Source organism: Vibrio sp. Vb1554 (assembly GCF_033344235.1).
This window is the reverse complement of record NZ_JAWPOJ010000002.1, coordinates 137,838-151,821: the sequence shown is the minus strand read 5'-3', so window position 1 is coordinate 151,821 and position 13,984 is coordinate 137,838. Positions and strand designations below refer to the sequence as shown.

General features: G+C 44.2%; 7 protein-coding genes. 5 read left to right on the top strand and 2 right to left on the bottom strand.

All coding sequences use genetic code 11. The features are described from left to right. The first annotated feature begins 1 nt into the window (after position 1). Together R8N28_RS02605 and R8N28_RS02600 are read left to right on the top strand one after the other, a co-directional pair. The gene (locus R8N28_RS02605; protein WP_054574686.1) at positions 2-1,237 is read left to right on the top strand and encodes a TolB family protein; all 1,236 of its coding nucleotides are present in this window, start codon (positions 2-4) and stop codon (positions 1,235-1,237) included. Next, the gene (locus R8N28_RS02600; protein ID WP_065275205.1) at positions 1,230-5,921 is read left to right on the top strand and encodes an OmpA family protein; all 4,692 of its coding nucleotides are present in this window, start codon (positions 1,230-1,232) and stop codon (positions 5,919-5,921) included. Before R8N28_RS02605 ends, R8N28_RS02600 begins: the two co-directional genes overlap by 8 nt. 132 nt (positions 5,922-6,053) lie before the next feature. Here R8N28_RS02600 and R8N28_RS02595 read toward each other — a convergent pair whose 3' ends face one another. Both R8N28_RS02595 and tssH read right to left on the bottom strand, forming a co-directional pair. Continuing rightward, positions 6,054-7,685 (bottom strand): sigma-54-dependent Fis family transcriptional regulator, encoded by a 1,632-nt coding sequence (locus R8N28_RS02595; RefSeq protein ID WP_065275206.1) that lies wholly within the window; start codon positions 7,683-7,685, stop codon positions 6,054-6,056. After that, positions 7,672-10,350, bottom strand: coding sequence for a type VI secretion system ATPase TssH (tssH, locus tag R8N28_RS02590; RefSeq protein WP_065275620.1), 2,679 nt, complete (start codon positions 10,348-10,350; stop codon positions 7,672-7,674). The genes R8N28_RS02595 and tssH overlap by 14 nt, the downstream gene beginning before the upstream one ends. Positions 10,351-10,806: 456 nt before the next feature. Here tssH and R8N28_RS02585 point away from each other — a divergent pair, with 456 nt between their 5' ends. From R8N28_RS02585 to R8N28_RS02575, 3 genes are all read left to right on the top strand, one after another. Continuing rightward, a complete protein-coding gene (locus R8N28_RS02585) occupies positions 10,807-11,325 on the top strand; it encodes an Hcp family type VI secretion system effector (protein ID WP_005373415.1) in 519 nt (172 codons plus the stop codon). 72 nt (positions 11,326-11,397) lie between these two features. Then, positions 11,398-13,476 carry a type VI secretion system tip protein VgrG gene (gene tssI, locus R8N28_RS02580; protein ID WP_065275207.1) on the top strand — a complete coding sequence of 693 codons (2,079 nt, stop codon included), beginning with the start codon at positions 11,398-11,400 and terminating at the stop codon, positions 13,474-13,476. Between the two features lie 2 nt (positions 13,477-13,478). Continuing rightward, positions 13,479-13,961, top strand: coding sequence for a hypothetical protein (locus tag R8N28_RS02575; protein WP_025767908.1), 483 nt, complete (start codon positions 13,479-13,481; stop codon positions 13,959-13,961). Positions 13,962-13,984: the final 23 nt, after the last annotated feature.

Below are 13,984 nucleotides of genomic sequence, written 5' to 3'. Positions count from 1 at the left end.
AATGAAACGAACAACGTTAAGTATCACGCTTCTTTCGACAGTTATGTTATTAAATGGCTGTGGTGAAGAAAGTAATCAAACTTCGAATACGGTAACAACACAATCCGTAGAAAAAGAACCTACTCAGAAGGCTTGTTACGATGTCGGTGAAACAACGTCACTCGATCGCATAGATGTAACCGGACCACGCTGCCAATGGCAAAGTGAGCACAACTTTATTGTTTACTCTGAAGATCTGTCCAAGCCTGAATACCCAGGTACACTTCCCGTAAAACCAGGCTATGCTGTTCGCAGAGCAAAAGAGTGGCCTCGTGAAGACTTGTCTGATGCGAGCTCTTATGACAAACCTCGAATTCAGTTTTGGTGGAATAATGTCAGCTCACGAGACCCTCTCGTAAACGATTACGAAAATGGCTACAAAATTTGGAGCGTGAAAATTGATGGGACAGATTTACGTTTAGTTACGGATGATATGCCAAGTATGGCGTCACCTCAGACCTTTGTGACGAGCCGTTCCCCTAATAATCGTTATGTGGCATACGCATACAGTTATGGCGAGCCTCTGATAAAAGCGATCTTTGACTTAAAAACGCAACAGACCATTCAGTTGGGCAGTGCGCGCACCAAGCCATATTTAGTCTGGGCGGACGACTCTAGTTACATCTATTTCTCAGATGGTTTTAAGCGTTTTAAATACACACTAGCTACGGGAACCAAAGAAGAGGTAGATGTACCGTTGTCTGAAGATACGGTCATTGTAGATGGCAAGTTAATCAATGCCGCGGGCTTGGGGGTGGGAGTTTATGACGCCAAGACACTCAAACGCTTATACACGATTTTACCTGAAAAAGAGTTTGAAGACTCCGTCGATATTGAAAAGCGTATCTACCGCCAAATTGCCATCAGCCCTAATGGAAAATACGTGTGGGCAGTAAACTCGTACCGTAAAGTGTTGATCAACGTTGAAGAAAAAACGTGGCTTGCGTTTTCTAAGGAAGGCGATGAAAAGAACGTTTATGCTAAAGTGGGCAATATCAGTAACAACGGTAATGAAACACAAAGAGGAGCAGCAATAATAACCATAAGACGTTATGGGCCAGATCTCCGTTATGAAATGAATGGAAATGGTGCTCAGTCATGGAAGGTGATTCAATCTGGTCAAAACACGATAACACCAGTGTTATATAATGCCGATGCTAATTATGGACGCTTTCTGGAGGTAGATAACGATGAGTAATAACTTTAAGTATTTACCAACAGATGTCTATTTGTTCGGTGTCGATTTTCCTAATATTGGGGATGCACAGAACCCTCAATATAGAGCGATTAATATCGAAAAAGATCTGACCTCATTAGAAGAGTTGAAAAATATCCGCCCTATGTCACGTCTTCCTATTGCCATAAATTTAGGTGAGGAAAGCGCTGCTCTTTGGGCGACAGACGATTTAGGCCGTTTACATGTACTCGGTGATTCAACGCAGAAAAACCCAAAAACCAACGTCAATCAGGTTTTGGCACTGCGTTCGCCCGTACATGAACTAACACAGAAGACGTATAAGCTGTCTTTTCCTGAATGGTCAATGCTTACAGAGTTGGCGATTGGTGCGCAGAGTAAGGCTCGCCCAATCAAAAAGGCGTGCGCAGACCTCGCTTCTATCTTAGAAAAGCTAAAGGGGTATGGCGGTGATCAAACGCTTAACTCGCTAGAAAAAAAAGTGGAATATGCTGTTACAGAAGTAAAGCGTTCACAGCTCGCACCAAAATATGAAGTAGGTACTCAAGCGCTAACTGATGAGCAAGTTACATATAACAAATGGTATGACTCTGTACCTGAAGATAAGCCCATTCGTGGTTTTATCGTGCCAACTTTTTCATTTCTCGCTGTAGCGTTTTCAACCGATGATTATGACCTCGCTATTGTTGATGTAAAGCGTTTCGACGAGACAACGAGTACACATAAAAGCTTACAAGAAGAGGACACTGTAACGCAGGCTAAACTTGATAAAATCAGCGGTTCGCATCGTCCAATCGCGTTGTTTCCGTTGGCGTCAGAGGATTTTACTGATGGCATGTACACCATTGAAGTGGTTTTCGACCGAGAGTTAGCAGGTAAAATTCCCGAATTTGCCCAGACTGCCACTAATGTAACCAAAGAGTATGATGAGTTTGGACTTATCTCCAGAGTCACCTACGAGCTACGAGAGTACATCACGCTTAGCCAAACGACACCGTTTGGTAAGATCGCGGTTGTTGCGGGCGACATGATCTCACTTGAAGAGTCTTTGATATACCAATTTCCTACGCAGTTTAAAGCTCTACAAGCCTTCCGAATGGGAGAGCTTGAAAAACTAGAGAATAGCGGAACGACTGCCAGTATGAGTGCTGCGCTGTGGGAGATTGGTACAAAAGTTACGCCAAGTTTGGTTAATGCTGGCATTAATATTCATCAAAATCCCTCCAGTAAACACGACGTGGTTGGAAGTTTAGCAAACACGTTTTGGGGGCAAGTAGATAAGGGCGCATTACCTCCAGCCATGATTTCGGCATTGGAGTTTTCATTTGGGGTATCGGCTACCGCAGCAGCTTACCAAACTCTTCAAGATTTACGCCAAGCGGCATCGGAATCCGAGCGTGCAGCACAAGTGGGCTTAAAAGTGCTCCTCAAAGAGAAGGGGTTTGACAAAAGTAAGTTCTTTACCAAGGTTATTGAACCTGCGAGAAATGGTAATGCCCACGTTGTGGCGGGGAGTGCTGCAAGAACGTGGTTGACAGGTAACGGCAGTATCAAAAGCTTTTTGTCGCCCTTTGCTGGTGCAGGGCTCAATGCAATCAACACCTTCTATGAGATAAAAGAGATCACTGACAAAAGCGAGCAATTACGCTTAGCAGAAGAGAAAGCTAAACTCAGGAAAAGTTATTTTGAGCAGGTATCACGCGATTATCTGAACTGGGTACCAGTCTGGAAAGAAAGTCTGAAGAGCGGGGAATTACTACTTAAGCAAATCATAGATAAGTTAGGCGACAATGTAACGTTTACTGACAGCATTCCGAATGACGTTGCTGAAGACAGTGCAATGTTTGTTAAAGACCATAAAGGTGCCGGTTTACGCTTGGTTTTTCCTTTTGATAACAATCAGGTTCAAGCCCCTCACTTGTCATATTTGGCTGCTGTCGATAAAGAATTATCTAAGATTCCAAATGCCGTTGTTGAAATCGAAGGGCATGCCTGTCAAAACGGTGATTCAGAATATAACCAAAACCTTTCGCAACAGCGAGCGCAGCATGTTGCTGAGTTCTTTTCTTCAGTTAGTGACATTCGATTTTTTGGCGAACGTCGACCGATAGTCGAGGTACCAAACAACGAAATCAAACGCGAAAACGCGCAACTTAATATTAACCGACGTGTTGAGGTTCGAATCTACCTACAAGAGTTTGCGGCGAGAATTCCACCGAGTCGACTCGGCTTTAAGGCTATGGAGCAAGCGCGTTTAGCTCAGTTAAATGCGAACTTGGGAGAAGAAGCAATTGCAAAAGAGCTCAAGCTAGCTATCTTCGAGATGATCGTTGGTATGGCTTGCTATGTTCCGATAATAGGGCAGGCAGCAAGAGGCTTTTTCGTTGTCAAAGAAGGCGGAAAAATGCTGATGAGTGGTGCCCAGTTGCTTGACTCTGCACTCTTTGATTATTACTTGTCTTCTTACAACGAGGTTAGAAAAAGCGTATCTGCAATTGAACAACTTAGCCATGAAACCACAGAGATTATTGATTCATTGGCTGAGATTAATACGCAATTGACTGAGGTGTATTTTACGTCATCAGATGCGTTAGTTGAGCACTTAGGAAAAGCTACGGGTGCAAAGGAGCTGATTAAGCGCTATCAACGCCGTGCACTTGCTATTAATGGTTTGGTGCTTTTGATTCAAAGAGCTTGTGCTGAGGGCGAACAAGAGTTCACAGAACAGTGGCGAATATTAGCTATCGATGAATACATTCAGCGATATATTGAAACCGATGGTTGGATATTAAACACAGAGTTAAAAGAAAACTTGTGCAACTTGTGGATCCAAGAACTCATGCGTCGTGAGGGACGCAAGCAATTAGTTGAAAGTTACGGTGAAGAAATAGCTGAACAAATCATTACTCGTAACAAAGCCAACTATATTGCTCCAAAAAGGAAAGACGTTTCTGGGGCGTTTAATGTCGCGTTTCCAGTGCAAGACAAGCTCTATAATCGCGATCAACAACGAGGCTTAGTGGAGTTTGCGACACAGTTTAATGTTGAGTCTAAAAAATTATCAGAAGAGGACCTAGGGTTCGTTAGGTTATTAGTCTCTGAGCCTCATGACAACTCTAAATGGGTCACCTTTGATGAGTGGGAGAAGGTACGATTAAAAGCAAATAAAAAGGTGCGATTATCGCCTTTCCACCGTTTGAAGTGGCAAATGGTGTTAGGCAAACAAAGTCTGAAACAGATGACGTCAAATGTGTTTCAGTGTGAGATGTCTTATCAGCGCACTGACGGTTTACTTAATACCAGTGGACCTAAGTTTAATTTGATGTTCAAGCCGATGAAACACGAGGAATTTAGTGTAGATCCCAAAGGTGAGTTGGCCGAATTTTTTGAGGCGGAAAAAGCAGACGGCAAAGTCCTTATTGGTTGTGAGTTTGAACCGTATTTTTACTTTGGCGATGATGTCTTCTCTGGAGTGAAGCCTTTGATCGCTAAGCACGATTTAGTCGATTATAGCGGATACTTATCTCAAGTTGCTCTCGGTCCGATTTTTGGGCAGGTGATAAAAATTGACTCCCAACAAGATGTACTCAAAGAATATGTAAACAGCGGTGGCTTCAAAAATATGACCTATGAGTTCACTCTATCTGGAAGCAACTATAAGCTACCAGTACGAGTGGACAAGACAGTCGGACGATTTATTACGTCACCTAGACAGATTCCTGTAGGAGTCGATACAAACCATAACTATACACTCTCTGCTAAATCGGGCTTTATTGCGAACGGAAATAGTGTGTCAGAGAAAGATTTGTTAACGCTAGATTTTGTCTTACATAGTAAAGTTCATAAAGGCCCGACAAAGCCTGTTATCGATGACATTAAGCACAGTGCGATTGCGGTCAACTACGGAAATAAACGACAGTTTATGAACGAAGACAGTATGTTCACTACTGCTGATGAGCTCAAAGGTTTTGATTGGACTTCGAATAAGTCATTCGCTATGGAAGTTATGCTTATTGGTGGCAAGCACAGAAAAGAGTCGTATGAGGGACAAAACCTCGAATGGCAAAGTGTTCCAGTTTCACTAAAGCTATCTACTACTTTTGATAATGAAGCCGTATTCGGATCTGAAACTACCGCTGGTCCTGAGTATCTAAGTAACCTTACTTATATTGGGATACTAAAGAAAGACGGTTCTAAATGGACGCTAGATGACAGCGATGTGATTAACAAAAATATAGACGCAGATTTTGTCTCTGAGGCTCTATCCAACATAGACATGGATGAAGATTTCGATGGTAAGGTGGTCTACGCGTCTCGTTTCGAGTTCGCATTTAAAGCGCTGAACGGGCAAGAAATCAAGGGGCTTCGACCATTTGGACCCGTTGTCTCGACATCTGGTCGATTCCAAGAAGCAGTTCTAAAGGTGTCCTCTCTAGTACAACGTAATACAGCGGAAAAAACGCCGTTTAAACTTGAAAGCTTTGAGATGTCGTTGGGCAGGCAGTACAAAAATGTAGATGAGTTATCTTATTTTTCTGATTGTGAAGACCCAAGCTATAAAGTTGATAAAGATATGTACATCAACTGGGCAAAACTGAAACCTGAAGAGCGTACAGAACGTTTGGTAACTTGGATTAGAGACCCATACTTAGCAACTATCATTGAAGCGTCGATTCTCAATAAATAAAAAAACCGCCTTCGGGCGGTTTTTCTTTTCTTATCAATGGAAACTGAAGTAAGATTTCTCGCTTCTCGCTTCTCGCTTCTCGCTTCTCGCTTCTCGCTTCTCGCTTCTCGCTTCTCGCTTCTCGCTTCTCGCTTAACCCGCTGCAGAAATATCGTATTTCTTCATCTTATGGTTGAGAGTGCTCATTGGAAGCGCCAATTGCTCAGCGGCCTTCTTGGTGTGCCAATTGCAAGCATTTAAGCAATCGATGATTACTGTACGCTCGTATTGGCTGACAACGTCCTTAAGGCTCTTTGAAACGTCTTCTAAATCCGCTTGTGCTTGCTGCTCGTAAGTAGGTTGCTCTGGGGTAGATGAAGCTGCTTTCATGTCGATACTTGGCACACTTTCTGGGATTTGTTCGCCAAACTCGATGTGAGTAATAGTTTCAAAATCGGACAGTAGCACCGAGCGCTCAATGATGTTCTTAAGCTCACGCACGTTCCCTGGGTATTGGTAGGCAAGGAGCTGTTTACGTACGTTGGCACTTAACCCTGGTGCTTGCGGCAAACCTAGCGTGTTGGTGGTGTGTTGCACGAAATGTTCGGCAAGGGGAATAATGTCTGACTTGCGAGCTCTCAATGGTGGTAATGTAATAGGGAACACATTCAAACGATAGAACAAATCGGCACGGAATCCGCCATCTTTGATTTGCTGCATAAGATTACAGTGGGTTGCGGCGATAACGCGAACGTCCACTTCAATCTCTTTGCTAGTGCCGATTGGGCGAACTTTACGTTCCTGTAGCACACGCAGCAATTTTGCTTGCAGTAGCATTGGCATATCGCCAATTTCATCTAGGAAAAGCGTGCCGCCGTTGGCTGCTTCAAACAAACCGACTTTGTCTTTGTCCGCGCCCGTGAATGAACCTTTCTTATGCCCAAACAGTTCAGACTCTAACAACTGTTCGGGAATTGCCGCACAGTTTTGTACGATCAAAGGCTGTTCTGAACGGTTAGAGTTTTCGTGAATGTATTTCGCGATCACCTCTTTACCTGCGCCCGTTTCACCACGCAACAGAACGTCGACAGGAAGAGATAGCACCTTATCAAGACGATTCAAGACATTGAGCATTTCTTCGCTCTCTGCAATAGGACCTTGATAGGCTTTCTGAGTACGTTTTTTGAGCTGAGTGTTCTCGCGCACTAGGGCTTGATTGTCGGCATTGAGATTTTTAATCACTTGCCCATATTGCTCTAACCAAACGGCTTGGCGAATATTACTCGCTGCCATTCGACAAAACTCCGTCAAGGCTGCCTCGTTGTCGATGACGTTCAAATCGAGTAAGACTAACAGCCCAATGGTTTTACTTTCGCTATCAATCAAAGGCCAAGCCAGTAAGTTCTCGCTTTTTAATCCCAGTGTCTGTTCTGTTTGATAGATGCTTTCGCAGTCATAGCCGTTGTACTTATACAACTCGTTAATCAACACCACTTCACCATTACGAATGGCAAAGTTGAATGGATCGTTCTCACTGGCTGAGTCTAACTGTAATGCTTCCCAAGGGTGGGAAACGATAGTTTTATCGTTATGGTGAGCGGTACTTGGAATCAACGCCTGCCCAGTCTGGTCCAAAACGTAAATGATGCCGTGCTTTGCGAGGGTCATTTGTCTCGCAGCGGTCAACACGGCATCCAAGGTTTGGGTAAGCTGGCTGCGATCAGCCAAAGACTGACTGATCGCAAGTAGGGCGTTACTAAGTTCGCTATGGTTAGCTGAACGCATAGGTTAGTGTTCCTTGCTCATCGACAGACACTTCGATTTGCGTATGTGAATCATCCTTGTCATGCACTAATAGCTGAGTCGATAGTTGCGGCAGCAACTGACGGTTGATGACCGCGTCGATGTTACGCGCGCCCGTTTCAGCAAGGCGACAGTTACCTAGTACGAACTCAACCAAGCTTTCTTCGTAGCTCAGAGACAACTTGTGATGGCTCTGTAGACGCTGAGAAACTTTGTTCAGCTTGTGGTGAATAATTTCTGTCATTGCTTCATCAGACAGCGGAACAAATGGTAGTACTGACATACGTGCCAACAGCGCCGGCTTGAAGTGTTGGTTCAAAGTAGGGCGAATAGCTTCTGCGATGATGTTTGCATCGATGTCTTTGGATTGATGAACCAAAGATTCAATCTCGTGCGTCGCAAGGTTACTGGTCATGATGATCAGCGTGTTCTTGAAGTCGATTGTGCGGCCTTCGCCGTCGTTCAGCGTGCCTTTGTCGAACACTTGGTAGAACAGGTTCAACACTTCAGGGTCGGCTTTTTCCACTTCATCAAGAAGAACAACAGAATATGGACGTTGACGAACCGCTTCTGTCAGCATGCCGCCTTCACCGTAACCTACGTAACCCGGAGGAGAACCGATTAGGCGAGATACCGTGTGCTTCTCTTGGAACTCAGACATGTTAATGGTCGTCATAAAGCGCTCACCACCAAACATTTGATCAGCAATCGCACGAGCCGTTTCGGTTTTACCCACACCACTTGGGCCAACGAGCAGGAATACGCCTGTCGGTGCGTCTGGGTTACCTAGACCAGCTTTCGCAGTTTGAATGCCTTCAGACAGTGCATCGATAGCGTATTCTTGGCCTTTGATGCTTTGTGTTAGGCTTTCTTTCAGTTTTAGCGTGGTTTCTGCTTCGTCTTGAAGCATCTTACCCATAGGAATACCAGTCCAGTCCGAGATGACGTGGCTAACTTCATCTGGACCCACTTCAAAGTGAACCAGTGGGTTGCCATTGCGGATTGCATCTAGCTGTTCTTGGCAGGCCGAAATTGCAATGCGAACGGCTTCTTCATCCATTTCTGCATATGGAGAAACGTTTTGCTCTTGTTCTGAATCTTCTTCTGCAACAAGCTCCTCTTCATTTGTTTCGCCAAAGACCAGTTCATGCAAACGAGAGCGTAGAGCAATCATCTCTTGGATCTGCTCTTTTTCTTTGTGCCATTGCGCTTCTTGTTCTGCTAGCGCTTCTTTCGTTGTTTCCATTGCCAGTTTTAGGTCTGGAATGTTAGCAAGGCTGTGCTTGTCGCCAGTTTGCTGCAGAGCATCACGCTCAAGTGCTTCAAGCTCGCGCTGTTGAGCTGCAAGTTCTTGTTGCAGTGTCTCTACAGAAGCAGGAATGGCATTAAGGCTGATGTTCACTCGTGCACACGCCGTATCTAGTACATCGATCGCTTTGTCTGGCAGTTGACGACCAGAGATGTAACGAGCAGAAAGTGCTGCCGCAGCAGTGATAGCATCGTCACGCACGTAAACGTTGTGTGACTTCTCGTATGTTGGGCGCAGACCACGAATGATTAATGCTGCTTGCTCAGGAGACGGTTCGTCGAGTTTCACCAATTGGAAACGACGCGCAAGAGCAGGATCTTTCTCGAAGTACTTCTTGTATTCCGACCATGTTGTCGCAGCGATGGTTTTCACTTCACCACGCGCTAGGGCTGGTTTTAGCAAGTTTGCCGCGTCGCTGCCGCCTGCTTGGTTACCACCGCCAACAAGGGTGTGTGCTTCATCGATGAATAGAATGATTGGAGTTGGTGAGTTTTTCACTTCATCCAATACTGCGTTTAGGCGTTTTTCGAATTCGCCTTTTACGCTTGCACCAGCTTGCAGAAGACCCATGTCCAGGCCGTAAAGCTCAACACCTTTGAGGTTGTCTGGTACGTCACCTTGTACAATCTTAAGTGCCAAACCTTCTACTACTGCGGTTTTACCAACGCCCGGTTCACCAACAGCAATAGGGTTGTTTTTACGGCGACGAGCAAGAATGTCCACGATTTGGCGGATTTCTTGGTCGCGGCAGAAAACAGGGTCGATTTCGCCTTTGCGTGCTTTACCAGTGAAGTCGGTTGTGAACTTGCTCAGTGCTGAGCCATCCTCACGAGCTTGTGTTTTCTCTGAAGTAGCAACTTGCGCCTCAATAGAGTGGCTTGTTAGCTCTGCAAAGTTACGCTTAAGGCTGTCAGGGTTTACCGCTTCAAGGATAGAGGCGTAACCATGTTGGCCGTAACGGAGAGGGTTGCTAACAAGAGTAAGGAGTAAGGCACCAGAGCGGATTTGTGTTTCGGATAGATCTAAAGAAGAAACCAGCCAACTTTCTTGCAACCATTCGATTAATAAAGCAGAAAAAACAGGTTTGCTGCCATTTCCTTTGGCGTTGGTGTCGAGTGTGGATCGAACCGATTGTCTTAATAAGTTCTCAGAACAATCAAAATGACTTAATAAGACGTCAAAATCACTATTTGGCCTTTCTAATAGACTCAGTAAATAATGCTCAATTTGAACTTCGTTTGCTTTTTCAGAGACTGCAAGTGCAGCGGCGTCTTCTAATGCTACTTTTGCAATCGGGTGTAGACGCTGAATTAATGAAGAAAGGTTTATATTTATCATAGCCATTTTATTCTTTAGAGGAAAAGAGGTAGCAGCTATTATACTAAAAGTGATTGCGTTCTTTTTTTATCAAGATATTTTGACTATCGTTTGTTGGTTATTTTTAATGATTATTGTGACATTAATGTTTGTGGTTATTTTAATGGCGTTGTTATTCTAAATTAATTGATAGTAAAAGTGTCGGATTTATTAGTTTTAATGACTTTATTTACACGGTTTTATATGGTTATTTTCACTTTTTAAAGTTATAACAATTTATTATTATCTTAATCCAACTTTTTGGTTTTTTATCCAATAAATTGTACTCAAGATATTGGTGAATAATGTCTTAATTTATTTAAATTGTTGTTTTTATTGCATTTTTAAAGTTGGCACGGACTTTGATTATACCAAGTAGTCGCGGTGATAAGCGATTTGGTGATTTAAACAAAACAGATTTTAGAAAAGGAAATAGCGATGCCAACTCCAGCATATATGTCTATCCAAGGTGAGACTCAAGGCCATATTACTAAAGATACTTACTCTGCAGATTCAGTAGGTAACACATGGCAAGAAGCTCATGTTGATGAGTTCCTAGTACAAGAACTTGATCACGTGCTAACAGTTCCACGTGATCCACAAAGTGGTCAGCCAACTGGTCAACGTGTACACCGTCCACTTGTTGTAACTAAAGTTCAAGATCGCTCATCTCCACTACTATTCAACGCACTAGTATCTGGCGAAAAACTTCCTGAGTGTGTGATCCGCTTCTACCGTACTTCAGTTCAAGGTAAACAAGAGCACTACTACTCAATCAAATTGATTGATGCGCTACTTGTCGATATCCAAACTCGTATGAACCACTGTCAAGACGCAGCAACAGCTGACCGCGTGACAGAAGAAGTGCTTAAGTTCACTTACCGTGCGATCGAAGTAACTCACGAAAACTGTGGTACTGCGGGTAACGACGACTGGCGTGCTCCACGCGAAGCTTAATTGCTCGTCGCGTAAAGATTCAGGGCCAACGATTGTTGGCCCTAATTCGATTATTTGTATCAGGTAAAAGATATGGTGAATGACGTAGAATTTAAATTTGAAGTGCCTGGATGTGGGCATGAATTTCGGGTTGAGAGCTTTCATGTTCATGAAGAGTTATCTAAGCCTTTCCACATCAATCTCTCATTACTTTCACTTGATCCAGATATCTCGTTCGATGAGTTAATACGTAAAGCAGGAACGTTGACACTTTACGGACAAGGTGTTGGGGCTGCGCGCGTGTTCAACGGCGTGGTGAATGAAGTTCGTTACTTAGGGACTGGACGTCGTTTTTCTCGTTATCAATTAGTCTTGGTTCCTCAAGCTTGGTTCTTATCTCAGCGCCAAGATTGTCGTATTTTCCAGCAAAAGTCAGCGCAAGACATCATCACAGAAGTACTCGATGATGGGGCAGTCACCGATTACCGATTTGAAGTGTCGGGTACTTATCCTCCAAAAGAATACGTTCTGCAATACCGTGAGTCTGACTTGCACTTCGTGCAGCGTATGATGGCTGAACACGGTATGTGGTATTACTTTGACCATAGCGATTCAAATCATACGATGGTCATTGTCGACAGTAATGACGCGATTGCACCTTTGATAAGCTCGCCACTAAATGCTTCATACATTGGGCCGATTGTTTATCATGCCGATGGTGGCGGTGTTGCCGATCGCGAGCATATCTCTGATCTCGAGTTAGTTAACCGCGTTAGAACGGGACAGGTTACGTACACAGATTACAACTACGAACACCCTAAAATTCCACAAGAGATGACACAGGCTGGCGAGCTAGACCAAGATCTCAAGCAGTTTGATTATCCTGGACGATACGTCGACCCGCTGATGGGTCAGGTGAGAACCACGGAGTGGATGTCGGAACACATAGTCGATAATCAACAAGTGGAAGCAACGAGTGACGTAATGCGCTTAGCATCTGGTTACAGCTTTAACGTCAGTGACCACCCGCGTTCTGAGATTAACCGCGATTACCTCATGTTGTCTGTAATGCACACAGGTCAAGATCCGCAAGTGCATGAAGATGAAGCGAGTGGTATGCCAACCACTTACTACAACCAGTTCTCATGTGTTCCACGTGATGTGGTTTTTAAAGCGCCTAAACTAGCAGCACCAGTAGTGGATGGCCCTCAAACGGCGGTCGTTGTAGGACCAGAAGGTGAAGAGATTTACACCGACAAGCTTGGTCGAGTGAAAGTACAGTTCCATTGGGATCGCTACGGTGATAACAACGAACATTCAAGCTGTTGGATTCGTGTAAGCCAATCCATGGCGGCGCCAACATGGGGCGCAGTTTATTTGCCGCGTATTGGCCATGAAGTCGTAGTGACTTTCCTTGAGGGCGATCCAGATCGTCCGTTAGTTACGGGCGCAGTTTACAACGGTTTGCATTTCCCACCGTACTCTTTGCCAGAAAACAAAACTCGTACCACGTTCCGCACGCAAACGCACAAAGGAACAGGTTACAACGAGTTGAGTTTTGAAGACGAAGCGAACCAAGAAGAAGTCTATATTCACGCTCAAAAAGACATGTCGACCAAGGTGCTCAACAACCGTTACCGTGATATCGGTCAAGATGAATTCTTGAAGGTTGCACGTCACCAAACGAATGAAGTTCATGGTGACCATAAAGAAACCATTCATGGACATAAAACGACACAAGTAAACAGTACGTTTACCGAGACAGTCGAGCAAGACGTTACCGTCACATACAACGCGAACGAAGCCCAGTATGTGAAAAACAATTCTGACTTAGAAATTGGTGATAACCGTACGACTAAGATCGGTAAAAATGATGACTTAGATATTGGCGAAAACAGTAACCTTACTATCGGTGCGTCTAAGAGTTCAGATATTGGTGCGGATGATAACCAGACGATTGGTGGCAACTTAACGGTATCAGTGAAAGGGAACACCGCTTATAAAGCCGATGGTGCAACGCAAATTATCAGTGGCGACAAGATTGTATTGAAAACGGGTGGTTCCTCTTTAGTGATGAACAGTGATGGTTCAATAAAGTTATCAGGCTCGGCTATTACGATCGAAGGCAGTGACAAAGTCGTCGTGAAAGGTGGCAACGTAGTGGTTAACTAACAATGGAAAAACAACCTCTTACAACAGAAGTAATATCAGAGCAGCAAGCCGAATCAACGGCTTGCTTTTCGCGTTTTGGAAGAATAGTGGCTATCAATGAGTCTACGGGCAGTGTGCGAGTTGATTTTGATGGTAACCCATTTAAGCAGCCACTCACTGCGAGACTAGGACGTGGCTTTCGTCGTTCTGAGCTGCAAATGGCTATCGATAATCGATTAAGTTGTCGAGTTGAATTTTTGAACGACGACTTAAGCTTGCCTCTTGTGACGGACATTTTCTTCTCCATTCTGGATGACTCTGACGAGTTTGTATTGCGAGCGAAGAAGATGGTTATCGAGACAGAACAAGAGTTGGTAGTCAAAAGTGGTGAGACAGAAACTCGCTATAGCGGGCGCGATGGACGAATTACCACTAAAGCGAAGTACGTCACCTCTCAAGCAGAAAAAGCACAAAAAATTCAAGGCGGAACGATCGCAATTAACTAATTACCTAGCATTAGCTAATTTAC